General features: G+C 64.0%; 24 protein-coding genes, 1 tRNA gene and 1 rRNA gene. 12 read left to right on the top strand and 14 right to left on the bottom strand.

Annotated elements, in window-relative coordinates; genetic code table 11:
• Positions 1 to 7 precede the first annotated feature (7 nt).
• Positions 8 to 547, bottom strand: coding sequence for a TetR/AcrR family transcriptional regulator (locus ACP4XC_RS04270; RefSeq protein ID WP_427173630.1), 540 nt, complete (start codon positions 545 to 547; stop codon positions 8 to 10).
• Positions 548 to 615: 68 nt separating this feature from the next.
• Here ACP4XC_RS04270 and ACP4XC_RS04265 point away from each other — a divergent pair, with 68 nt between their 5' ends.
• On the top strand, positions 616 to 2,193 hold the full coding sequence (locus ACP4XC_RS04265) for an MFS transporter (RefSeq protein ID WP_427173629.1): 1,578 nt from the start codon (positions 616 to 618) through the stop codon (positions 2,191 to 2,193).
• An 80-nt stretch (positions 2,194 to 2,273) separates the two neighbouring features.
• Here ACP4XC_RS04265 and ACP4XC_RS04260 read toward each other — a convergent pair whose 3' ends face one another.
• The 4 genes from ACP4XC_RS04260 to ACP4XC_RS04245 form a co-directional block, all read right to left on the bottom strand.
• Entirely contained in the window at positions 2,274 to 2,753 is a 480-nt protein-coding gene (locus tag ACP4XC_RS04260) for a Dps family protein (protein WP_427173628.1), read from the bottom strand.
• Positions 2,754 to 2,847: 94 nt separating this feature from the next.
• Complete coding sequence (locus ACP4XC_RS04255; protein WP_427173627.1) at positions 2,848 to 3,393, bottom strand: AMIN-like domain-containing (lipo)protein; 546 nt, start codon at positions 3,391 to 3,393, stop codon at positions 2,848 to 2,850.
• A gap of 132 nt (positions 3,394 to 3,525) precedes the next feature.
• On the bottom strand, positions 3,526 to 3,828 hold the full coding sequence (locus tag ACP4XC_RS04250; protein WP_427173626.1) for a DUF4193 domain-containing protein: 303 nt from the start codon (positions 3,826 to 3,828) through the stop codon (positions 3,526 to 3,528).
• Positions 3,829 to 3,986: 158 nt separating this feature from the next.
• Positions 3,987 to 4,196 carry a hypothetical protein gene (locus tag ACP4XC_RS04245; RefSeq protein WP_427173625.1) on the bottom strand — a complete coding sequence of 70 codons (210 nt, stop codon included), beginning with the start codon at positions 4,194 to 4,196 and terminating at the stop codon, positions 3,987 to 3,989.
• A 183-nt stretch (positions 4,197 to 4,379) separates the two neighbouring features.
• On the opposite strand from ACP4XC_RS04245, the gene ACP4XC_RS04240 reads away from it, so the two are divergent.
• Complete coding sequence (locus ACP4XC_RS04240; RefSeq protein WP_427173624.1) at positions 4,380 to 4,727, top strand: hypothetical protein; 348 nt, start codon at positions 4,380 to 4,382, stop codon at positions 4,725 to 4,727.
• A gap of 10 nt (positions 4,728 to 4,737) precedes the next feature.
• Here ACP4XC_RS04240 and ACP4XC_RS04235 read toward each other — a convergent pair whose 3' ends face one another.
• Positions 4,738 to 5,220, bottom strand: a complete 483-nt coding sequence (locus tag ACP4XC_RS04235) for a GyrI-like domain-containing protein (RefSeq protein WP_427173623.1) — start codon at positions 5,218 to 5,220, stop codon at positions 4,738 to 4,740.
• 329 nt (positions 5,221 to 5,549) lie between these two features.
• On the opposite strand from ACP4XC_RS04235, the gene ACP4XC_RS04230 reads away from it, so the two are divergent.
• The 4 genes from ACP4XC_RS04230 (at position 5,550) to ACP4XC_RS04215 (ending at position 8,411) form a co-directional block, all read left to right on the top strand.
• Positions 5,550 to 5,984, top strand: a complete 435-nt coding sequence (locus tag ACP4XC_RS04230) for a hypothetical protein (RefSeq protein WP_427173622.1) — start codon at positions 5,550 to 5,552, stop codon at positions 5,982 to 5,984.
• Between the two features lie 114 nt (positions 5,985 to 6,098).
• The gene (locus tag ACP4XC_RS04225) at positions 6,099 to 6,584 is read left to right on the top strand and encodes a hypothetical protein (protein WP_427173621.1); all 486 of its coding nucleotides are present in this window, start codon (positions 6,099 to 6,101) and stop codon (positions 6,582 to 6,584) included.
• On the top strand, positions 6,581 to 7,549 hold the full coding sequence (locus ACP4XC_RS04220) for a hypothetical protein (protein ID WP_427173620.1): 969 nt from the start codon (positions 6,581 to 6,583) through the stop codon (positions 7,547 to 7,549). The genes ACP4XC_RS04225 and ACP4XC_RS04220 overlap by 4 nt, the downstream gene beginning before the upstream one ends.
• A 25-nt stretch (positions 7,550 to 7,574) precedes the next feature.
• On the top strand, positions 7,575 to 8,411 hold the full coding sequence (locus tag ACP4XC_RS04215; protein WP_427173619.1) for an oxygenase MpaB family protein: 837 nt from the start codon (positions 7,575 to 7,577) through the stop codon (positions 8,409 to 8,411).
• A 73-nt stretch (positions 8,412 to 8,484) separates the two neighbouring features.
• Here ACP4XC_RS04215 and ACP4XC_RS04210 read toward each other — a convergent pair whose 3' ends face one another.
• The 4 genes from ACP4XC_RS04210 to ACP4XC_RS04195 form a co-directional block, all read right to left on the bottom strand.
• Positions 8,485 to 8,847 carry an SPW repeat protein gene (locus ACP4XC_RS04210; RefSeq protein ID WP_427173618.1) on the bottom strand — a complete coding sequence of 121 codons (363 nt, stop codon included), beginning with the start codon at positions 8,845 to 8,847 and terminating at the stop codon, positions 8,485 to 8,487.
• A 144-nt stretch (positions 8,848 to 8,991) separates the two neighbouring features.
• A complete protein-coding gene (locus ACP4XC_RS04205) occupies positions 8,992 to 10,443 on the bottom strand; it encodes an MFS transporter (RefSeq protein ID WP_427175008.1) in 1,452 nt (483 codons plus the stop codon).
• 173 nt (positions 10,444 to 10,616) lie between these two features.
• Positions 10,617 to 10,693 (bottom strand) — tRNA-Thr (locus ACP4XC_RS04200).
• A 112-nt stretch (positions 10,694 to 10,805) separates the two neighbouring features.
• Positions 10,806 to 11,696, bottom strand: coding sequence for a DsbA family protein (locus ACP4XC_RS04195; RefSeq protein ID WP_427173617.1), 891 nt, complete (start codon positions 11,694 to 11,696; stop codon positions 10,806 to 10,808).
• Positions 11,697 to 11,878: 182 nt separating this feature from the next.
• Between ACP4XC_RS04195 and ACP4XC_RS04190 the strand changes: the two genes are divergently transcribed.
• From ACP4XC_RS04190 to ACP4XC_RS04175, 4 genes are all read left to right on the top strand, one after another.
• Positions 11,879 to 13,378 carry an alpha,alpha-trehalose-phosphate synthase (UDP-forming) gene (locus tag ACP4XC_RS04190; RefSeq protein ID WP_427173616.1) on the top strand — a complete coding sequence of 500 codons (1,500 nt, stop codon included), beginning with the start codon at positions 11,879 to 11,881 and terminating at the stop codon, positions 13,376 to 13,378.
• Complete coding sequence (otsB, locus tag ACP4XC_RS04185; RefSeq protein ID WP_427173615.1) at positions 13,368 to 14,207, top strand: trehalose-phosphatase; 840 nt, start codon at positions 13,368 to 13,370, stop codon at positions 14,205 to 14,207. The genes ACP4XC_RS04190 and otsB overlap by 11 nt, the downstream gene beginning before the upstream one ends.
• 291 nt (positions 14,208 to 14,498) lie before the next feature.
• Positions 14,499 to 15,581, top strand: a complete 1,083-nt coding sequence (locus ACP4XC_RS04180) for an ABC transporter ATP-binding protein (RefSeq protein WP_427173614.1) — start codon at positions 14,499 to 14,501, stop codon at positions 15,579 to 15,581.
• 116 nt (positions 15,582 to 15,697) lie between these two features.
• On the top strand, positions 15,698 to 17,113 hold the full coding sequence (locus ACP4XC_RS04175; RefSeq protein ID WP_427173613.1) for a DUF4032 domain-containing protein: 1,416 nt from the start codon (positions 15,698 to 15,700) through the stop codon (positions 17,111 to 17,113).
• A 32-nt stretch (positions 17,114 to 17,145) separates the two neighbouring features.
• On the opposite strand, the gene ACP4XC_RS04170 is transcribed toward ACP4XC_RS04175, so the two are convergent.
• Positions 17,146 to 18,516 carry an FAD-binding oxidoreductase gene (locus ACP4XC_RS04170; protein ID WP_427173612.1) on the bottom strand — a complete coding sequence of 457 codons (1,371 nt, stop codon included), beginning with the start codon at positions 18,514 to 18,516 and terminating at the stop codon, positions 17,146 to 17,148.
• Between the two features lie 377 nt (positions 18,517 to 18,893).
• Between ACP4XC_RS04170 and ACP4XC_RS04165 the strand changes: the two genes are divergently transcribed.
• Complete coding sequence (locus tag ACP4XC_RS04165; RefSeq protein ID WP_427173611.1) at positions 18,894 to 20,666, top strand: glycoside hydrolase family 13 protein; 1,773 nt, start codon at positions 18,894 to 18,896, stop codon at positions 20,664 to 20,666.
• A 5-nt stretch (positions 20,667 to 20,671) separates the two neighbouring features.
• A complete protein-coding gene (locus ACP4XC_RS04160) occupies positions 20,672 to 21,718 on the top strand; it encodes a LacI family DNA-binding transcriptional regulator (protein WP_427173610.1) in 1,047 nt (348 codons plus the stop codon).
• Here ACP4XC_RS04160 and ACP4XC_RS04155 read toward each other — a convergent pair.
• The 3 genes from ACP4XC_RS04155 to rrf all read right to left on the bottom strand — a co-directional run bounded on the left by ACP4XC_RS04155 (position 21,715) and on the right by rrf (position 23,043).
• Positions 21,715 to 22,215, bottom strand: coding sequence for a GNAT family N-acetyltransferase (locus tag ACP4XC_RS04155; protein WP_427173609.1), 501 nt, complete (start codon positions 22,213 to 22,215; stop codon positions 21,715 to 21,717). The two genes, ACP4XC_RS04160 and ACP4XC_RS04155, sit on opposite strands and share 4 nt — an antisense overlap.
• Positions 22,216 to 22,270: 55 nt before the next feature.
• Complete coding sequence (locus ACP4XC_RS04150; RefSeq protein ID WP_427173608.1) at positions 22,271 to 22,762, bottom strand: SRPBCC domain-containing protein; 492 nt, start codon at positions 22,760 to 22,762, stop codon at positions 22,271 to 22,273.
• A 164-nt stretch (positions 22,763 to 22,926) separates the two neighbouring features.
• A 5S ribosomal RNA gene (gene rrf / locus ACP4XC_RS04145) occupies positions 22,927 to 23,043 on the bottom strand.
• Positions 23,044 to 23,094 lie beyond the last annotated feature (51 nt).

The following is a 23,094-nucleotide window of genomic DNA, read 5'->3' as shown; positions in this document are numbered from 1 at the left end:
CGCACTATCAGTCCCGCAGCCTCTCCACGGCGGCCAACAGGCTCTCCACATCACCGCTCAAGCCAGCCGCCGATCCCCCGGGCCCGCTGGCGAGCATGGCGTTAAAATACAGGCCATCGCCCATGTAAAGGACAGCTTTGGCCATCGCGGGCCCGACGTCGGCGGCCAGCAGTTCCAGCCAACTCTGCTGGACGGCGGCAAAACGGTGCAGTGTTTCCTTGTGCGCCACCTCCGCGAGGCGGGTAGCCGCCACAAAGACCCGGTCCAAGGGGGTGTCTGCCCACAACGAAGACTTGATGAAGTAGGCGGCCGCCCCTTCCGGCGCCACGGACATTGCTTTGACGTCCTCGGCCACCAGGCGGTCCATACGCTCGAGCAACACCGAAATCATGGCCTCCTTGTTGGGGAAGTGGTAGAGCAAACCGCCCTTCGAAACGCCGGCCCTTTTGGCCACCGCATCCAAGGTGGCGGCCCGCTCACCGACCTCAATGAGGAGGGATTCGAAGGCGTCGAGGACGGCTTCACGTGCGACGGGTTTTCTGGCCATGGTTCCTATCATGCCCGCTGCCGCGGGGTCATTTCTTAACTATACCGTCCAGACGGTATAGTTAAGCCATGGCAATCGCATCGACCCCCCGCACGCGGGATTCGCTACCCAAGCGTTCTGATGCCGCCCCCCGCCCGGACCGCGGACCCGGGCGGGACTGGCTGGCGCTGGGGCTGCTCATGTTCCCGGTCCTCCTGGTGGCGGTGGACAACACCGCCCTGACCTTTGCCCTCCCGGCAATCGCCCGCAGCCTCGATCCCACTGGAGTCCAGCTGCTCTGGATTGTTGACGCCTACCCGCTGGTCCTGGCCGGGCTGCTGGTCGCCATGGGCAGCTTGGGCGACCGGATCGGGCGCCGCAGGCTACTGCTCATGGGCAGTGCCGGGTTTGCCGCCATCTCCGCCGCCACCGCCTTCGCCCCCACGGCCGAATGGCTTATTGCCGGACGCGCAGCCCTCGGCTTTTTCGGTGCGATGCTCATGCCCTCCACCCTTTCGCTGATCCGGAACATCTTTCCGGATCCGAACCGCCGCCGGCTGGCCGTGGCGGTCTGGGCTGCAGGATTCTCCGGTGGGGCAGCCTTGGGCCCCATCCTTGGCGGCTGGCTGGTGGAACACTACTGGTGGGGAGCTGTCCTGCTGGTGGCAGTGCCCATCATGCTTCCCATCATGGTTTTTGGCCCCGTCTTCGTCCCCGAGTCCCGGGATCCGCAACCAGGCACCGTTGATCTCGCCAGCATCCTGCTCTCCCTGCTCGTTATGGTCCCGGTGGTCTACGGGATCAAGTCGCTCGCGACCGATGGTTTAAGCGCCGCTCCGGCGCTGGCCACCGGCTTCGGCCTGATGATGGGATACATCTTCATCCGCCGGCAGGGGAAGCTCAGCAATCCCCTGCTGGACATCAGCCTCTTCAGCAACAAAGTCTTCAGCGCGGCGATCACAGCCAACGTGCTGGCGCTGTTCTCCTTCAACGGCTTTATCCTTTTCCTCGCCCAGCACCTTCAGCTGCTGGACGGGCAGTCCCCCACCGAGTCGGGAATTGCCATGATTCCGGCCCTCGCGGCCACGGTGGCGGCCGGCCTTCTGGTAGTGCCGCTGGTACGAAAGGTCCGGCCGGGGTTCGTCGTGGCGGGAGGCCTCGCACTCAGCGCCGCGGGCTACGCGGTCGTGGCCTTTGGAAATTACGGAAACGGGCCGCAGCTGCTGCTTGGTGCCTTGCTAATCCTCGCCTTGGGAGTCGGCACGGCGGAAACCATCTCCAACGACCTGATCCTTGGCTCGGTTCCACCGGAGAAGTCCGGGGCCGCCGCCGCCATTTCCGAAACGGGATACGAAGTGGGATCGCTGCTGGGCACGGCCATCCTGGGGACCATCCTGACGGCGTCATATCAGCGCAACCTCAGGCTGCCCCCGGATGTCGCCTCACTGGCGTCCGGGCAGGACTCCCTCCACGCACGTGAGACGCTGGCGGGGGCGTCGGAGCTCGCGGCCACCCTTCCGGGTCCCCTTGCCGATGCCCTCACCTCGGCGGCACGGACTGCGTTTGAGTCCGGAGTCCACATCACGGCCACAATAGCGCTGGTGCTGATGGCGTCGGCGGCACTGCTCGCCGCCGTCGTGCTCCGCAGAGTACCGAAGGCCCGGTAGCCGTCGCCTTGCGCACCTCATGCCCGGCACCGAACGTGGTGCGGTGCCGGGCATGAGGTGCGGCGGCCCGATGCGGGAAGCTACTTACTGTCGGGAGCGGTCACGCTGGCGGAGGCTTTCATGGTTTCGGCGTTGACCATCCAGGCATACTGTTCAAGCTTGGCAATGAACGCGTGGAGCAGATCCGCCGTGGTGGGGTCCTCTTCGTCCACTTCGTCATGGACCTTGCGCATGGTCCCCACCGCGGCCTCCAGCGCTGCGACGATGCGGTCGATGGCGTCCTTGGTGTTGATCAGTCCGGCCGGGAACTGCGCCAGGCTGGTGGTCTGCGCCACTGTGCTGCTGCGGCCATCCGGCAACGCATGAAGCGCCCGCATGCGCTCTGCCATTTCGTCGGCGAAGTTCCGGGCAGCCTCGACAATCTCATCCAGTTGCAGGTGAAGGTCCCGGAAGTTCGTCCCCACAATGTTCCAGTGGGCCTGTTTGCCCTGAACATGCAGTTCAATCAAGTCCGCGAGAACAGCCTGCAGGTTGTTGGTCAGCGTCGGTGATGCTTTCATGGATCCTCCTGGAATCAGCGGTTGATCGGGTACTTCGACGCTATCCCAGCCCCGTCCGGCACGCCACGGAATCTCGCCTCCGGCTTAAGGACGCTCACCAAAAATGTGCCACATCAACCACGAGCCGTGAGCCTGCCCCCGGCCCATCCAGGGCAAAAACTCTGAAAGGCAGCCGTCCGCGCACGCCCAGGCCGAGGCTGGTGTAGCCTTCGAAGCTGCCGGCCCACGCTACCTGGCGGAAGGTCTGATAGCCGGATACGTTGCTGAGTTCATTCTTGTCGGCGGGATTGTAGGTGGCGCTGCCGCTAGTGTCGTAGGCCGGTGCGTTGACCGTGATCTGCATGAATGCCCGCCCCCTGAGCGGGATCGGCAGTCCCGAACCGTCCTGCACCACCGCGGGAACGTAGCGGACCGTGTACCCCTTAACCGGGCCATTGAGGTCGATGACCAACCGGTCGAAGCAGTAGTGCTGCCCGGTCCGCACATTGGTTACTTGAGCGCTGCTCATGGCGGCATCGGACTTCGCCAGCGAGCCCCAGACGAGGCCGCAGTAGGGGGCCGCGACGGCGGGAGCCGACATCAGAACGCCCAGCCCGCACATCAAAAGTACGGCAGCCAGCCACGCCGGAAACTTTTTCATACCAGCCACCCCTAAGTGAAGAGATACCTCAAGCGTAGGATCGACCACCCCGGAATACGAGGGGCGGCACACAACAAAGCGCCAGCCGCCCCCATGGGCTGCCGGCGCCTCGTGATGCCTTGAAAGGGCTGTTTAGCCTTCGCAGTCGCGGCAGAACTTCATGCCGTTCTTCTCGCGGGCCACTTGGGAACGGTGACGGACCAGGAAGCAGGAGGAGCAGGTGAATTCATCGGACTGCTCGGGAACAACAATGACCGTCAGTTCTTCGCCGGAAAGATCCGCTCCCGGAAGGTCGATTCCTTCGGCGGTGTCGTTCTCGTCGACGTCGATAACGGCGGTCTGGGCTCCGCCGCCGCGGGACGCCTGAAGGGCCTCCAGCGATTCAGCCGGGGATTCTTCTTCTGTCTTGCGTGGGGCGTCGTAATCGGTAGCCATAGCGTGGTTCACTTTCGTTGCTGCGCAGCGCCATTTCAGGCACCTCAGTGAAGCAGTTTAGGTCATTATGCCGGTAGTTGAGGAAAAGTGTGTTCAACCCGACAGAATGTGTCGCGATGCGGCGGCGCCCTTGTTTCCTACTGTGCCCGGGGCGGTGATTACTCCTGGGGCCCTGCCGCGGTGCTCCTGCGCGTCCCGGCGGCCTGAGCTGAGGCAATCGACACGCCGCTGAGGGCCGGGAGCCAGGCCCAGCGGGTGACATCGGCAATTGCAGCGTTGCTGTCATCCCACGTTTTGTACCCTTCGGGGCCCCCTGTGGACGTCCTTTCGAGCCAGGAACGGAGGCTGGCCATCATCGATCTATTCATAGCGCCCAAGGTATGCCGCCGGTGTTGTGGGAACATTTCGCCACGATCTCCGCCGGGTTACACCGGCATCCATTCCAGAGACTTCCTTCCAGGAATTTCTCGCGGCCCGTTTCTGGCAGGGACCGTCATTACGTCTTAGCCTAGAAAGTGCACCGCAGCCGAGGAATCCACGGAGGCAACCAAATGGCAACGAAACTCAACAAGAAGGCGTTGGACAACGCACTGAGGCTCGTCAAAGACAAGAAAATCGAGCGGGACACCCGCGACGACTGGAGTGAGCACACGCCGTCGGCCGACGAGGAAAACGCGTTCATCGACAAGAACGGCTTTCGGGAGTTTTCCCAATGGCACCTGGGAATGGATCCCGAGGCCTCCGAAGGCACAAAAGGCAGCGTGAGTTTTCCGTTTGGCGATTTCAAGAAAGTCCACCGGTGTGCCGTGATATCACTCGAAAGCCGCGCCGCCCAATATGGGCACAGTGACATCCAAAAAGCCGCGAAAGACCTACTCGAAAAGATCGACGCCGACTGAGGCCCCGGAGTCAGGCCACCGGCCACACCACAAGGGTCCTCCACGTGGCCGGATCCGGCTCGGCCGCCGGATCGCTGAGGTAGTACTCCCACATCATGTCCGCCGGAACCAGCCCAAGGTCCTTCATCCGGGCCTGGATGTCTGCATAGGTCTGCGCGAGGGTGTCATAGGGCCCGGTATGCAAAACCTCCAGCGCCTGGCCCTCGGGCAGGGCGCTGGGGACAACCCCGTCCGCCCCATGGATCGGCGCTGAGACCGGGAACCCCGCCTCGACGTCGACGACGTCCGTGGGGGTTCCGCGGTAAAGGCCGAATGGGGGCCCCGCCACCTGAACGCCCTGGTTCTGCACGGCCGCCATGACCGCCCCGAAGGCACGTCCAAAGAACTCCGGGAGGGCATTCATCGGCACGGTTTCCCTCATGACGGCCGTGGGCTGTTCCACAAGCTGCATCGATTTGATCTCCGGCGTTGGCTCCGCACTTGTTTCGCTCATGGGCCCAGACTCCGCTGAGCGAGGCGCAAGGTCTAGGGCCTAACGTCCCGCAGTGCAATGGGACACCTCATGGGGGTCTGGCCGGGCGCCCCCCAATAGATACCCGGCCAGACGTTCGTGGGTGGACGAGCCACCGGGAGGTAGGAGCAGTCCAGCCGCTGCCCGCCGGCAAGGCCCAATTGGACATGTCCAATCTTCTCCGAGCAGAGCCTACTCAGAAATTGTTGGACATGTCCAATCTGATAGAGTTATCGCCGATCGAATGTCACCGATCGCGCAGGCACCCACCAGGTGGAACGCCACCTCAGCCGACTGTTGAAGGAGCCGACGTGAGCACCCAGCCGACACCGGGCCCCGGCGTTGCACTGTCCCGGAAGCTAAACCTCCTGTTGGACACGGCTGAAGCTGAAGGCCGCAAAATCACGTTCAATGCTGTCCGGGACGCCATGGCCAGGGCTGGCACACCGCTTTCCCGCGCCAGGTGGCACTACATGCGCTCAGGTACCGGTCCCGCCGTCAAAAAGGTTCAACTGCTGCAGAATCTGGCCGTTTTTTTCGGCGTCAATGAGGGGTACCTCCTGGACGCTGACGAGGAGCTTCCACCCAGAGTGGAAGCGCAACTGGACCTGCTCGCATCGATGCGGGCCAACAAGGTACGCAACTTCGCGGCCCGGCAGCTCGACGGACTGTCCACGGAAACGTTGCTCCAGATCAGGGACCTGATCGACGAACACCTCCGCGCCGAAACGCCCCCCAAGCCCTAGTCCGCACGTCGAGGCCGTAACCTTGGCCGGAATCGCTGTGCTGGTAGTCTCGCCTGTGGGGGCGGACGGGTCCTCCCGGTTTCCATCGGTGCTTTGGCAAGGACACTTTCTGTAATGGACTACGACGCTGCCCGCGTACGCGCACGAATAGCGGAACAAGGCCTCGCTTTGCCTGAGCCGGTTTCCCTCGAATCGACGCACCGGCATCTGGAAAAGCTGCGGGCTCGAAGGATCGTCATCCAGCCCATGGACGGCACCCCCACGGACAAGGTCTGCGGGCTTTGGTTCGGCCTTGACCACATGGATCTGATCTTGCACGCCCGGGGCGCCTCCGAGGTGCATCGACAGCAAATCATCCTCCATGAATTCGCCCACATGATCCTGCGCCATGAGCAGGAAGTGATACCGCATGAGTACGTCAGCCAGTTCTTTCCGGATCTGGATCCGGACCGGGTGGTGACGGCTCTGAAGCGCACGGACTTCCTCAACGAGTTCGAGGTGACCGCCGAACTGCTGGCTGATCGGCTCGCTTCACGAATCCGCAGCGCTCGGAACAGCTCGGGCGGCCAGCCTGGCAACTTCGGAACGATCTTCGGATGATGCAGCTCCTGATGGCCGGTGCCTTGTATCTCCTGGCACTGGCACGCGTTCCTGCTCTGGCGAGGAACCGCACCGACGCCGTGTTCCTGGCCGCCATTTTTGCGGGCACGGCCGCGGTGCTGATGAATCCTGCGGTGTACGTTTTCGCTGACACGCTGCTGGGCGGGATAAACCTGGTCAAGTTGGCTTTGAACTGCCTGATGATGATCGGCCTATGGTTTCTTCGCCATTCCGTCGTCCAAGCAGTCACGCGCGGCAAGGACCGGCGACCCGTCCTTATCCGGACGTTGCCGTTGAGTCTCACCCTGTGCCTGGAAATCCTGTTTTTTATCCTCACGGGGCCCACCGCCACCACCGATAGCTGGGGATACCACTACCACGGCCGCATCGCGGGCGCTTTTTTCTCCGTCATGCTCATAGCCTTCGTCGCCTGGGCGTGCGCGGAGATAGCCGTGGTGTGCGTGCGTTATGTGCCCCGTCTTCGCCATTGGTTCAGGGTCGGCTTCTGCATGGTGGGCGCGGGCAGCATCATCAGTTTCGTTGCGATGGCCAAGATGGGCGTCGATGTGCTCGCTGCCGTGTTCCCCTCCCTGGCAGCCTTCACCGGCCCCGAAGACACGCCCTTCCACTTGATGGAGATGCTCGCCATCATCCTGGTTGGCATTGGACTGACCATCCCCGCTCTCGCCGGCAGCTCGGCCCGGCGGCGGCGGCTTCGCTGGAACCTGGCCACCCTCGCCCGGGTGGAACCCATTCGGGACAGGGTGCTGCAGGACGCGGCCAGGGAACGGCTGCTCGCACCCGATGCCAGGGCCCTCCCCCAGGAGCGCCTTCACCGAATGATCGTGGAGATCTGGGACGCCGAACTGGGCGCCGGCACAGGCAGCTCCGTATTGACTCCGGAGGAGCGCGCCTATCTGCTCTCCGCCGAGGTGAACCTCAACCTGAACAACGTCCCGGCCTGACCGCTTCCGGCACATAAGGAACAGATTGCATCTCTTCACCCACCCCACCCGACGCTCCCGCCCGACAGGAACCGACCTGCATGGGATCTACCGGACCATGACCCTCTACGACTTTCAGACCGAGATGCGGGCGGGTTTCTTTGTCTCCTACTACCGCAACTTCGCCATCCCCTCGACGGCGAAGACCTTGGCCGCGCGAGGGGAAATGAAGAACCGCCCCATGAAGCGCTCCTATGACACGGCCATCGTCATCCATGAGATCATCGCCAACGGCTTCGACAGCCAACGCGGTCAAGCCATGATCGAGCTGCTTCGCCGAGTCCACAAGGGCGTGCCTGGCAGCGCAGACGACTTCATCTACGTCCTGATGACGTTGCTGGTCCTGCCCTTGCGGTGGATCCAGCGCCACGGCTGGCGCCAACTGACCGCTCTTGAGGAGGAGGCCGCTGTCGCCTTCTACGCCGAACTCGGCAGGCGCATGGGGCTCGGACCGGTACCGGGGACGTTCGCGGCGGCCGGGGAGTTCCTGGATGCCTACGAGGAGCGCCGGCTTGGCCCGAGTGCCGAGGGCGCTTCGCTGCTGGAAGCAACTGTCGAAGCGTTCGCGATCCGCGTTCCAGCCCGGTTCCGCAGGCTGACTCCACTTGTCCTGGCGCTGATGATGGACAAGCCCGAGGTGGCCGTGGCGCTGGGCCTGCGACCCGCCCCTGCCGTGTTGAAGTTCCCCTTCCATGCGGTGATGCGTTTCCGCGCCTTCAAAGCCAGAAGGCGTCCCCTACCGTCCGAGCCTTCGTTCGTTCCCGGCCGGATGAACACCTCGGTGTATCCCGATGGGTACGAACTGAGCCAGGTAGGGCCCTGACAGCCAGGAAGCCGCTGGCACCCGGAGGATGTCAGCGGCTTCTCTCGTCCTACAAACTTGTCTTGTTGCCGGTTCAGTGTGAGGGGCTGATCCTATGGTGGCGGTGTTCCTCACTACTGGGTTTAATGGCGGTCGCCGTAACCACCAGGGCGACCAGACCGGTAATCCAGGACGTCCAGGCGACGCCAGCATGAGTGGCGTACGAACCCAGCCACGGTGACAGGAACAGCAAGGCGCCGAGGGCCGCCTGCGCCCACTCCATGGCCGGCGTTCCGGGCATCGCGAGATTGATGACACCGCTGACGATCAGCAGCACTCCGAACACGACCATCAGCGCGGCGGATGAGCCGGCGGATGTTGTCCACATGACCGACAAGGCTGCGTAGAGCCCGGCAACGACTGCAACCCAGTCCTGCCATCGGCTCCATTTCTTCATTGGAACCAACCTCCAGGTTAAACTGCCCTGGCTTCCCAGGGCCTTGTTCTTCTCTTGACGGCGGTCTGCCCCCCGCTACCTCCGTACAGAGTTCAACAAATACGGTGCGGCACTTCTTCCCGCGGTGGCCTGATCTTCGATGCGCTACTTCTGGATGACCCCCGCGCGGCGTTTCGGCCCTGTGTGATGGGTCTTGTGTTCGGTGGCCGGCATCCCGATAACGGCGATGACAGTGAGCACGGCCCCGATCAAAACGGCCAGGAACACGGCACTGGAGGCAGACACGATCGTCTGGGGATCCGTATCGCCGTGCGGGGTGCCCGCGTAAACCGCATTCGCTATCGCCCCGAATACGGCGACGCCAATGGAGCTGCCGATCGACCGCGCAAAGAGGTTGGTGCCGGTAACCACACCGCGTTCATTCCATTCGACGCTCGTCTGGGCGGCAATGAGGGTCGGGGTTGCCACGAGCCCGAGTCCGAGCCCGACGACGAAGCAGCTGGCCGCGACTAACAGGATGTTGGGTGAGGAAGCGGTGAAGGCAAGAGCTGCCGTACCAATGACTGAAACCGCGATTCCGATCATGGCGGTCCACCTGAACCCAATCCGCAGATACAAGCGACCCGACTGGGACGCACTGATAGGCCAGCCGATCGTTAGTGCTGCCAGGGCGAGCCCGGCCAGGATCGGCGACGTCGAGAGGGCTCCCTCAAGGAAGGTGGGAACGTAAGAGGTGAGGCCAAGCATGACGGCTCCAACGCCGAAGGAGATCATCGCCGTCGTCGTCAGCAGGCGCCGGGAGACGACCCACGGCGGCAAGACCGGCTCGGCAGCTCTCCGCTCCACCAGGAGGAATATGGCGAACAAGACCGCTCCGACCGAAAACACCCCGATGCTGACGGTGGAATGCCAGGCCCAGGCCTGGCCGCCTTCGAGGGCGCCGAGGATGATCAGGCTAAGCGCGACCGTGAGCAGCCCCGCACCAAGATAGTCCACGCGGTGCCTTGCCCGCTCGATGTTCTCCTGAAACGTTCGGACCAGCATCCATCCGGCAAGGAGGCAGAGTGGGATGTTGACGAGGAAGATCCCGCGCCACACGCCAAGTGATGAAAATACACCGCCGAGCGTGGGCCCAACGACTGAGGAGATCGCCCACACGCTTGCAAGGTAGCCCTGTACCTTTGACCGCTCTGTCAGCGTGTAGATGTCGCCAGCAATCGTGATTGCCATCGGCTGGACTGCTCCCGCGCCCAGGCCCTGCAGCACGCGGAAGGCGATGAGCGTCGGCATGCTCCAGGCGACTCCGCAGAGGATCGAGCCCAGCAGGAACAAGCCAATACCGACGAGGATGATCGGCTTGCGGCCGACCATATCGGACAGCTTCGCGTAGACGGGTACGGAGACAGCCTGAGCAAGCAGGTAGGCGGAGAATAGCCAGGGAAAGGAAGTGAACCCGCCAATGTCATGCACGATCGAGGGCACCGCGGTCGCGACGATCGTCGAATCGATCGCCACCAGACCCGTCGAGAGCATCAGGGCGATGAGGATGGGTCCCCGCTTAGAGCGAAAGCCGACCCCCTCGGCTGGCGTTGTCATCACGTGATCTCGTTCCCATCGGCGTCAAAGTGCGTTGCGCGCAGAACCGGTTACGGCCCCGAGTGCTTAACAGCGTGATTCCCCGAATTAGTCCCGCTCGCCGCCCAAGGTCGAACTATTTAAATCGAAAGGGCCCGCAACCGCGGTACCAAAACCGCAGGTCGGGGCCTTCGTGGAGCCTCCTGTCGGATTCGAACCGACGACCCCCGCTTTACAAGAGCGGTGCTCTGGCCAACTGAGCTAAGGAGGCGTGCCCGTGATGGCCTGATGCTCAGACACGCGCCGGGCTGCGCTAGATAAGGTTAGCCCACGGATGCCCCGCTGGTAAAAACGGGACTCCGCGGGCCTACCACGTCCGGCGCCTACTTCTTGGCGTCGATTGCTGCCTGCAGGAACTGATCGAACGGGGTCTGGGCGCTGTCGCCCTTGCCCCACTGCTTGCCTTCAACGAACACGGTGGGCGTGCCCGTAATTCCGATTGCCTGCGCCTCCTGCGTCGTGTACTTCACGTAGGGACGGTATGTCTTGTCGTCGACACACTTGTCGATGCTCTTGGCTCCGACGTCGGTGGCCATCTTCTTGAGGTCGCTGTCCGAGATACCGGCGCTGCCTTCAGCGGGCTGCTTCTCATAGAGGGCATTGAAGAAATCGCTGTACTTTTCCGGCGATTCATTCAGAACACAAGCGGCCGCGTTGGCTGCCCTGGACGAGTAGTTGGTGGTGGAGCGGCTATCCAGGAAGCCCAGAGGGCGGTATTCCACTGTGATTTTGCCGTCGTTGCGCAACTTGGTGAGCTGGTCGTTGTACTGGGCCTCGAAGTTCTTGCACACCGGGCAGATGAAGTCGACGTACAGGACCACCTTGACGGGCTTACCTGCCTCCGCGTCCGCGCCCGGAGCCTTCACCTCGGCAGGAGCCGAGGCGGGCGCCGAGGGGAGGTCCGCCACCTTAACCGTGACGGGATCGGACTTCGCAACTTCGGCATTGGCAAGCAGCGTGACGCCGCCATGAACGTTGCCGTTGGCGGGAGTGGGACCTTCATCGGCCACCGGTGCGTTGTTCTTCATGCTGGAGGTGACCACGAGGGCCACTATGGCGAGGATCGCCACGACGGCCACCACAATGCCCCAGCCGATGAGGAGCTTGTTGCGCTTGTCCTTCTTTAGCTGCGCCTCACGGATCTCACGGGCTTTCTCGCGGGCCTCGGCAGTGCGCTCTGCTTTGGACTTGCGGGGTTCGTTTGCGGGGCTCATCAGTTCCTCGTGTCGATCGGCCAGGTGCGGACCACTCAGTGGCAACTTCATCATTTTAGGGGAGAAACCTGAGAGCTTGCGCCTTCAAGTTTCTCCATCAGCCTGCCCAACGGACGAATAGCCCGGAAGATTCCGTGCGACTAGGGTTGACATTGAGCCACTAAAATCCCCAGGGGGCACCCATGCAAACACCGCCAAGCGACCATACCGACGCCCATGCGCCGGAAAAGTCGACTCCGCACGGCCGCACGGCGGCCACGCAGTATGACTTCATGGTGGTGTCCAACCGGCTCCCCGTTGATCGCTGCGACCCTGAGGATCCCGGCTGCGAGGATGGCTGGCGACGCTCCCCGGGCGGACTCGTGACCGCGCTGGCCCCCATGATGACCAAGACCGACGGCGCCTGGGTGGGGTGGCACGGCGCTCCGGATGAAACCCTGAAGCCGTTCAGCCACGGCGGCATTGACCTGGTCCCCGTCCACCTGAGCACTGAGGATATCGAGCTCTTCTACGAGGGCTTCTCCAATGCCACCCTCTGGCCGCTCTACCACGATGTGATCGCCCCGCCCGAGTTCCACCGCACCTGGTGGGAGTCGTACCGGAAGGTCAACAGAAGGTTCGCCGACGCCGTCATCCACCACGCACACCGGGGCGCCACGGTCTGGGTGCAGGACTACCAGCTCCAGCTCGTCCCCAAAATGCTCCGTGAAGCGCGCCCCGATCTGAAGATCGGATTCTTCAACCACATCCCGTTCCCGCCGCCGGAGATCTTCGCGCAGTTACCGTGGCGCCGTGCCATCATCGACGGCCTGCTCGGTGCGGACCTTGTGGGGTTCCAGCGCAGCAGCGACGCCGGCAACTTCATGCGCTCCGCCCGCCGTTTTCTTGGAGCCAGCGTTAAGCAGCAGCAGGTCCACGTCAAAGGGCAGTATGGCGAAACCACCCACATCGCACGTGCCCAGGCGTTTCCGATTTCCATCGATGTCCAGCAGATCAGCGAACTGGCCCGAAAGCCGGAGATCATCGAGCATGCCCGCCAGATCAGGAGAGACCTGGGGAATCCCAAGACCATCCTGCTCGGCGTCGATCGCCTCGATTACACCAAAGGCATCCGGCACCGGCTCAAGGCGTTCGAGGAACTGCTGGCCGAGGGCAAACTCAAGGTTGAGGACGCAACCCTGATCCAGGTGGCCAGCCCCAGCCGGGAACGCGTCGAACAGTACCGGCTCCTCCGCGAAGAAGTCGAAGGCACGGTTGGACATATCAACGGCACGTACGACACCATGCAGAACACCGCCGTGCGCTACCTCCATCACAGCTACCCCATCGAAGAAATGGTGGCCTTGTACCTGGCGGCCGACGTCATGCTGGTAACCGCGCTGCGGGACGGCATGAACCTGGTGGCCAAGGAATACGTGACGGCCCGCACCAACAACGACGGCGCCTTGGTGCTGAGTGAATTTGCCGGCGCAGCGGACCAGCTGAAGCAGGCCTTGCTGATGAACCCGCACGACATCGACGGCCTCAAGGACACCATCATGAGAGCAGTCAACATGCAGCCCGCCGAGGGAGCGCGCCGGATGCGGTCCATGCGTAAACAGATCCTGGATCACGATGTGGACCTCTGGTCCGCCGAATTCCTGGCAGCACTCAAAGAGAAGGTGGTCCGCGATGACTCCTGACCCGACATCACCGAAAACTCCCGATGCCCACGTATCGGAGACCGCCCCGCTGTCGCTGCCGCCGGAGCTGCTCGAGGCCCTCCGCCGGGTTGCCGACACCGAACACCTGCTGGTGGCCATGGATTTCGACGGCACCATGGCCCCGCTGGTGGACCACGCCGACGACGCCCGTTCCCTTCCGCGTTCCTCCGCTGCCTTCGCCGCCCTGGCGGCCCTGCCTCGAACGACGACGGCGCTCATCTCCGGCCGTGCCCTGGACAGCCTGCGGGCGGTTGCGTCGCCTCCGCCGGAAACCCTGCTCATCGGCAGCCACGGGGCCGAGGCGTGGCTTGGCGCCGGGTCATCCGAACTGACGCTGGACGAGGACCAGCGGGAACTGCTGGCTGAGGTCCGTCATGTGCTGGAGGAAATCGTGCAGCAGGCGCCGGGTACGCTGCTGGAGGACAAGCCTGCGGGCGTGGTTCTGCACACCCGGCTGGCCGCCGACGATGTTGCCGAGGACGCCGTGGCCGCTGCGCGGTCTGTTCTCGAGAACCGCAAGGGTGTCTTCCTCAAGGCCGGAAACCGGGTGCTGGAAACGTCGGTGGTCCATGCCTCCAAGGGTGAGGGGGTAGCCTTCCTTCGCCAGGCCACCGGTGCGACGGCGGTGGTCTTTGCCGGCGACGACACCACGGACGAGGACGCGCTGGACCAGCTGGTGCACGGCGACGTCGGTGTCAAGGTCGGCCTGGATTTCACGCAGGCCGAGTTCCGGGTGGGCGCGCCGACCCACGTGGCCGAACTGCTCGAGGCGCTGTTGCGCGAACGCAGCCGCGCAGTCGCCGGCTAGCTGGCCCCCTGCCGCAGCGCGAATGCCAGCCCTGCCGCTCTCCCGGCGGCCGGCTGAACCTGCCTCGCGTTACGCATCTCACGTGTGACACTTGTAACATTTTCGCCCTTATTGGAAACATCTGACATACTCTGTTTGTGATGTGGCGCACAAGAACCGTGCGGCGTCATGCGATACTCCTCGGCTTCGGCCGGGGAGTACACGGCTGGAAGACCGTGAACAACTGAACAAACATGAACCATTCACAACGGATCGTCCGGCACGTACCTGCCGGTGAAGGGATTGATAACTGTGGCTACAGTTACTTTTGATAACGCTACGCGTCTGTACCCGGGCACAGATAAGCCCGCTGTTGACAAGCTCAACATTGACATCGCCGATGGCGAATTTCTGGTCCTCGTTGGACCCTCCGGTTGCGGCAAGTCCACCTCCCTGCGAATGCTCGCAGGCCTTGAGGACGTCAACTCCGGCCGTATCCTCATTGGCGATCGCGATGTCACCGACGTTCCCCCCAAGGACCGCGACATCGCCATGGTTTTCCAGAACTACGCCCTGTACCCGCACATGACCGTTGCGGACAACATGGGCTTCGCGCTGAAGATCGCCGGCGTCAGCAAGGAAGAGCGCGCCGAGCGCGTCCGCGAAGCCGCCAAGCTTCTCGACCTTGAGCCGTACCTGGACCGCAAGCCGAAGGCGCTCTCCGGCGGTCAGCGCCAGCGTGTTGCCATGGGCCGCGCAATCGTGCGTAACCCGCAGGTCTTCCTCATGGATGAGCCCCTTTCCAACCTGGACGCCAAGCTGCGTGTACAGACCCGCACCCAGATCGCGTCCCTCACCCGCCGTCTCGGCGTCACCACTGTGTACGTGACCCACGACCAGGTGGAAGCCATGACCATGGGTGACCGCGTCGCTGTGTTGAAGGACGGCCTGCTGATGCAGGTTGACACCCCACGCAACCTCTACGACAAGCCGAAGAACGTCTTCGTAGCCGGTTTCATCGGCTCCCCCGCCATGAACCTGCTGGAACTGCCGGTCGTCGACGGCGGCGTCCAGTTCGGCGGAACCGTGTACCCGGTCCCCCGCGATGTCCTCGAAGAGGCGCACGGACGGACGGTCACCCTGGGTTCACGTCCGGAGGACCTCGAGCAGGTCGCCGCGGGCGAAGGCCTCCAGGTCGAGGTTGACGTCGTCGAAGAGCTCGGGGCCGACGCCTACGTCTACGGCCACACCACGCTGGACGGCAAGAGCCACGACATCGTGGCACGCGTCGACGGCCGCCGGCCCCCGATGAAGGGCGAGTCCATCTACGTTCGCCCGCAGTCGGGCCACGTGCACCTTTTCGACACCAAGACGGGCCTGCGCCTCGGCGACTAGCCTTCAGCATTAACCGACGGCGGCCCCTCCTCACTGGACGGGCCGCCGTCGTGATTTAAGCGCGGCTACCTGACTTTGTTTAGGCTGCCCGCCCCTACCTACGGAAGAATTGGCATATGACCGAGGAAAGCAACGCCCAGTGGCACGACGAACCCACCGACTACGGCCAGATCGGCAAGCTGCCTCGGTTTGAAGCTGCAAGCGCCAACGACGAGAAGGCCTCGGTCGCGGCCAGCTCGCTGAGCATCACCGCCGCCGCCACTGAGCCCGAGCTCCTGGACCTGCCCTGGCATATCGCCCTGGAGGACTGGCCGGCGGAGCATCTTGCTGCCCTCCCCCGCGGTATCTCCCGCCATATCGTGCGTTTCGCCCACTTGGGCGGATCGGTCATTGCCATCAAGGAAACCTCCGAGCATATCGCCCGCCACGAGTACCATATGCTCCGCAAGCTCGCCCGGCTGGATGTCCCGTGCGTGGAGCCGGTGGCCGTGATTACCGGCCGCACCACCCCGGACGGCAGGCCGCTGAACCCCGTCCTGGTCACACGGCACCTGAAGTTCTCCATGCCGTACCGCGCGCTCTTCTCCCAGATGCTGCGCAAGGACACACTGACCCGCCTGATCGACGCCCAGGCCCTGCTGCTGGTCCGGCTGCACCTGATCGGCTTCTACTGGGGCGACGTGTCCCTCTCCAACACCCTCTTCCGCCGTGACGCCGGCGCGTTCGCCGCCTACCTCGTGGACGCCGAAACCGGCGAGCTCTATCCGGACCTCTCCACTGGTCAGCGTGAATACGATCTGGAAATTGCCCGCGTCAACATCGCCGGCGAACTGATGGACCTTCTCGACGGCGGCCTGATCGAGGAAAAGGTGGATCCGGTGGCCACCAGCGAACTCATCATGGATAGCTACCGGCGCCTGTGGACCGAGCTGACCGAAAAGGAGTCCTTCGAAATCGGTGAACGCTGGCGCGTGGCGGCCCGCATCCGCAAGCTCAACGAGCTCGGCTTCGACGTTGAGGAATACGCCATCAAGACCACACAGAATGGCACCACCATTCAGCTTCAGCCGAAGGTGGTGGACGCCGGGCACCACCAGCGCCGGCTCCTCCGCCTCACGGGTCTGGACGCCCAGGAAAACCAGGCCCGCCGGCTGCTCAACGACATGGACTCGTTCCGGGCGGACAACAACCCCCAGATGGACGAGGAATACAGTGCCCACCTTTGGGTGAGCCAGATCTTCGAGCCGATCGTCCGTTCGATCCCCCGCGACCTCTCCGGAAAGCTCGAGCCTGCCGAGGCCGTGCACGAGGTACTCGAACACCGTTGGTACATGTCCGAGAAGCAGGAACGCCACATTCCGCTGGCTGAGGCCGTTCAGTCCTACATCGACTCAATCCTCCGCCACCGGAGGGACGAAGCGGCCATCATGCTCAATCCGGACACCGGACTGCTGAAGATCCTGGAAGTGGAGACCGAGGAATCACGCTACGGCGAGGAAGCCGAGGAAGAGTACCCGGACGCCGACGACTGACGCATCTGGCACACCGGGGTTAAATCGAACGGCTAGATCGCCTTTCCGGGGTTAAGGATGCCGGCCGGATCAAAAAGATGTTTGATCCGGCGCTGCAACTCCCGCACTGGCTCGGGCTGTTCCAGGCCCAGCCACCGCAGCTTGTACTGGCCGATCCCGTGCTCGCCGGTGATGGTCCCGCCCATGGCCAGCGCCACCGTGATTGATTTGTCCAGGGCGTCACCCAGCCGCTGCATGGCTGCGGCGTCCACCTGGTTGTCCTGCCGGTCCACCCAGAATGTGGGGTGCAGGTTGCCGTCGCCGGCGTGCGCCACCACCTTCAGCTGCACGCCGTAAGCCACGGCCATGGCCTCAAGCTCGCCTACGTAGTCCACGAGCCGCGAGCGCGGCACGGCCACATCCTCGCCCACCCGGTACTCATCGTCCACCTCAACGCCACGGCTGTTGCGCCGAAGATCCACCAATTGTTCGGCTTCAGCGCTGGCCTCGGTGGTGACGGCCGCGCCTCCCGCCGCGAGGACGTTCCTGACTACCTCCGCTTCCGCCACGGCCCCGAAGCCATCGGTCTGGATCAACAGCAGGGAGGCTCCACGACGGCTCAGGTCCGAGCCATGGACCGCGTCCAGCTGACGCAGGGAACCGCCGTCGAGCAGCTCCATGATGGCGGGCTGCACCCTGGCCCTGCCGACGGCCAGGACGCCGGCGGCCGCACGGCGAAAATCCGGGTAGAAGGCGGCGATGGTCTGGACGTCCCGCGGCAGGTACTTCAGCCGCACAGTGGCACCCACCACAATTCCCAGCGTGCCTTCGGAGCCCACGAAAAGTCCGGTGAGGTCATAGCCGGCCACGCCCTTAAAGGTCTGGTGGCCGGTGTGGATCAGCGAGCCGTCCGCCAGCACAACGTCCAGGGCCAGAACCGAATCGCGCGTCACCCCGTACTTGGCGCAGCGGAGCCCGCCGGCGTTGGTGGCCACGTTGCCGCCGATGGTGGACATCCTGAAACTCGCTGGGTCAGGGGCGTACATCAGCCCGTGCGCGCCTGCCGCCTCGTTGAGATCGGCGTTGATCACACCGGGTTCGACGACGGCGGTTTCGTCGTCGGGGTTCAGGTCCAGGATGCGGTTCATCCGTTCAAGGCCCAGGACCACACATCCCTTGCTGGCATGCGCTCCCCCGGAGACTCCGGTGCCTGCGCCACGGGCCACCACCGGCACCCCGTGGGCGGCACAGGTGCGGACCACTGCCTGGACATCGGCCACGGATTCGGCCATGACCACCGCCAGCGGCATCTCAAAATCAAGCACAGGCGCCTGGTCCACGGCATAGGCGGCCAGGACGGTGCTGTCCACGATCACTCTTCCGGGCGCCAGAATGTTCCTGAGTTCCTCGACGATGCTCCCCATTGGGCCTCCAGGCCAGTTGAATCCGGACTTCAGTCTAGACGGCGGACACCTCAGTCCCGGTTGCCTGCGCGGGCGGCGTGGTTCCGTCAGGATCCGGACAGCCGCAGCACCGCTGGACCGAAGGGTTTGCTCGCACATGCCCTGCGCCGGATTGATCGGAGGTGAAGCCGACGCGTGAGCTGCAAGCGCTTCCAGGTTAGACCTCAACACGGAGACAGGAAATTGATCCACGCCGTGGCAGGTATGCCTTGGAAAGGGAAAATGACCCCGAAACCCCGCTCTTTAAGGGATATCCGGAAAGGTTCCGGACAAGTAACGTCACTGCGGAAATCTGGAAGCGCTTTCATTTTGGTGTGATGCGCCTTACGATTACCGGCATGTCAATCGACTCTTTGCTTCTCTCCCCCGCTGTTGCGGCCGGCCCGCTCACCCTGGTACACCACGCCGTCACCGCCGGGGACTGGTGGCGTTCCGCCGTCATCTACCAGGTCTATCCGCGTTCCTTCCGGGACTTGAATGGCGACGGCATCGGCGATCTGGCCGGAATCACCGCCGAGCTGGCCAGCCTCGCCGAGCTCGACGTCGACGCCGTCTGGCTCTCGCCGTTTTACCGGTCCCCGCAGCGCGACGCCGGGTACGACGTCAGCGACTACTGCGACGTCGACCCGCTTTTCGGCACGCTGACCGATTTCGACGCCATGATGGCCGAGGCCACCCGGCTGGGCCTGCGCGTGATCGTGGACCTCGTGCCCAACCACTGCTCCGACCAGCACTTGGCCTTCCGGGCCGCACTCGCAGCCCCCGCCGGCAGCCCGGAGCGGGACATGTTCATCTTCCGTGACGGCCGCGGAAACGACGGCGAGGAGCCGCCGAACAACTGGCAGTCCCACTTCGGCGGCCCCGCCTGGACGCGGATCACCGAGCCCGATGGTGCCCTCGGCCAGTGGTACCTGCACCTATTCGACTCGTCCCAGCCGGACTTCAACTGGGACAATGACGCCGTCCACGAGGAATTCGAGCGGGTGCTGCGGTTTTGGCTGGGCCGTGGCGTCTCCGGCTTCCGCGTTGACGTGGCTCACGCCCTCGTTAAGGCCCCCGGCCTACCCGAGTGGGGCGGGCGCGCCGACGGCAACAGCTGCGACGGCTTCCCGGGCCGCGACGCACCCATGTTCGGCCAACCAGCCCTGCACGGGATCTACCGCAAGTGGCGCAGGATCCTCGGTGAGTACGGTACCGACCGCATCCTCTGCGCTGAAGCCAATGTGGACCCCCTCCCTCGGCTCGCGGACTGGGTGCGCCCGGACGAGATGCACCAGGCCTTCAACTTTCCCTACCTTCACGCCGGGCTGGACGTGCACCGCATGCGCGGCATCATCACCGAGTCGCTCCTCGCCCTGGACTCGGTGGGGGCTCCGAGCACCTGGGTGCTGTCCAACCACGACGTCGTCCGGCACGCCACGCGTTTCGGCTACGACTGGCATGCGCCGCGCGACGGCGACGGAATTGGCACCTCGGATCCGCAGCCGGACGAGGCCCTGGGCCGGACCCGGGCGGCAGCAGCAACCATGTTCATGCTGGGACTGCCGGGTAGCGCATACCTATACCAGGGTGAGGAACTAGGGTTGCCGGACGGCATCGACATCCCTGACAGCCAGCGGCAGGATCCCACCTTTGCCCGTACCGGCGGCGAGCGTCTGGGCCGCGACGGGTGCCGGGTGCCCCTGCCTTGGCGCGCAGCGGAGCTTCACGCCGGCTTCGGCACGGGAGCGGACCCGTGGCTGCCGCAACCGGCAAGCTTCACCGAGCTGGCACGCGACGCGCAATCCGCCTCGCCGTCGTCGCATCTGACCCTCTATAAGCGACTGCTGGGTCTCCGACGCGAACTCGGCCTCGGCAAGGGATCACTGTCCTGGCTTGAGGACTGGTGCACCGACACCTCCCTGGCCTATCTCAACGGCACCACAGTGGTTCTGATGAATGTTGGCGGCGAGCCACTGGAGCTGCCGGCCGGTAAGGTCCTGCTGCGCAGCAGGCCCGGCGGGTCCGCGGCAGCAGGGTACGGTCCGGAGGACATGTCCAACGCGGGACATCCATTAGGCTCAGGTGAAACCGTTTGGTTGGAAATGCGCATCGAGGACACGGAGAGCTAATAATAATGCCCGGCATCAAGGACGTCGCCGAACGGGCCGGCCTCTCCATAGCCACCGTTTCGCGCGCCCTGAGCGGCAAGGGGCATGTGTCGGCGAGAAGCCGGGAGCGTGCGCAGACTGCCGCAGCGGAACTCGGTTTCGTCCTCTCCTACCACGCCTCCAGTCTCGCCTCCGGCCGCAACCACAACGTGGGGGTGGTGGTGCCGTCCGTCCACCGGTGGTTCTTTTCGTCCGTGGTGGAAGGCGTTTCAGCCGCACTCCTGGATGGCGGCTACGACCTCACCCTCTACAACGTGGGTGAGGATCAGGACCGGCGCCACAATGTGCTGAATGATTTTCTGCTACGTAAACGCGTGGATGCCGTGATCGCGGTGTCGCTGGAGCTCAGCCAGACCGAAATACAACAACTCCTTGCCATCCACCGTCCCATCGTGGGAATTGGCGGCCCGCTGCCCGGCGCCTCCACCATCAGGATCAACGACTTCGGGATTGCCGAAGCCGCAACCAACCACCTCATCGGGCTGGGCCACACGAAAATCGCGCATATGACCGGTGACGCCGCATACCAGCAGGATTTCCGTCTGCCCGGCACCCGCCAAGGCGGTTTCGAAAAGGCCATGAAGCGCGCCGGGCAACAGATTCGTCCCGAGTGGCAGGTCTCCGCGGATTTCACCATTCAGGGCGCATACGCGAGTGCGCGGAGGCTGCTGGGGGCGTCCGCAGAAAGGCCCACTGCGGTGTTCGCGGCTTCCGATGAAATGGCTATCGGCACCATCCTCGCTGCCCGGGACTTCGGGCTGCGAGTCCCCTACGATCTTTCGGTGATCGGCATCGACGGTCACGAGCTCGGGGAGGTTTTTGGGCTGACCACCATCGACCAGGATGCCCGCGGGCAGGGAGCTCTCGCCGTCGAGTTCCTGCTGTCCGGGCTCGAGGGACGGAACGAAGCCGGGAACGAGGGAACTCGCGGAGACACGGAGTACCCGACGCAGTTCATCATTCGCTCGAGCACTGCGGTACCTCCGGTGGGCGAGGGCCCACCCGTGCTCTAGCCTGCCACGCCGGCTTCCAGCGGGGTGGCCGGCAGGCGGGAGGGGACCAGCTCCCGCTCCATAAGGATTTCAGCCTTGCTTGTGTCCAGCCGGTACACCTCGCGGCCACCTGTATCCCGGAACCCGTTCCGGACATAGAAAGCCAATGCCCGCGCGTTCTCCTCATGAACCCCCAATTGCAGGAGGCCGGCGCCCAGTTCGTCGTGCGCGGCGGCTACAGCGTGCTGTAGCAACTCGTCAGCGAGGCCTGAGCCACGATGGGCAGGTGCCACGTAAACACTGATCAGCATGGCTTGCGCCGGCCGGCCGGTGTCCTGGGGCTCCTTTACCACCACGCGCATAAGCCCGCACAGGGGACTCCCGGGCCCGGCGTCTGCAACGAACGTAATGCTGAGCGGGCCGGTCATATCCGCCGCCCGGCTACGCCATTGCCCCTCGGTCTGGGAACGTGCATACCGCAAGGACTCAACGTAGGCGGTGGGGGAGTCCGCAATCATTTCGAGTCGAATGCCTCGCAGGTGCTCCCACTCGCTGGCACCCAGACGCCGGACCCTAGTCAACTGCCCCGCCCATGAAACGCGCGAACCGCGTCAGCACCTCAGGCCATTCCTCCTCGTAATCCGCACGGGAACCGGCCGGGTCCTCGGTCCCCTCCCAGCCGTCCTGAACCAGCCGGACCTCGGTCCCCGCCCCGACCGCCCTGAACGATACCCTCAACTCGGTGGACCAGAGCGCGGTGGTCCCGGGATGCCACGCGGCGTGGAAGGACATGGGCGGCTGCCAGTCATCGATGGAGCCCCAGATCGCGGTCCTGCCGTCGTCAGCAGTTTCCAGAATGAGGTTCTCCTCAAACTCCACGTACGAGCCCGCGCCGAAGACGCTGTGGTCTCCCAACGGCCACCAAAGATGGGTGTGTTCCGTGAAGCCGATAAACGCCTTCGACACTGGCACCGGAACCGTCACCACGTGGATGACGGGCTCAAGGGCATCGGCGGGCTCAGGAACTTCGTCCGCGGAAGGCGCATGGCTAAAGAGGTTGTCCATGGACAACAACTTTACCGGCACGGCCGACGGGATGGGCGTGGCGTTGACTGGGGTCCAGGCCCGTCCCCGGCGGTCCGGTGGTTAGGGGTTCAGGGGGTTGAGCGGTTCGGGGGTTAAATGGCTCAGGCTCCGACGTTGTTGTCGGAGCCTGAGCTCTAATGGTTGTCCGGCGGTGACCTACTCTCCCACACCCTCCCGGGTGCAGTACCATCGGCGCTGTGGGTCTTAGCTTCCGGGTTCGGAATGGGACCGGGCGTTTCCCCCACGCTATGACCGCCGTAACCCTTGCTCCGCACCCCGTTCTAGGGGGTGGGAAATCTTGTGGTTACAAC

Source organism: Arthrobacter sp. 92 (assembly GCF_050260325.1).
Taxonomy (GTDB): domain Bacteria; phylum Actinomycetota; class Actinomycetes; order Actinomycetales; family Micrococcaceae; genus Arthrobacter.
Note: the sequence above shows the minus strand (reverse complement) of the source record. Positions and strands in the feature narration are given on the sequence as shown.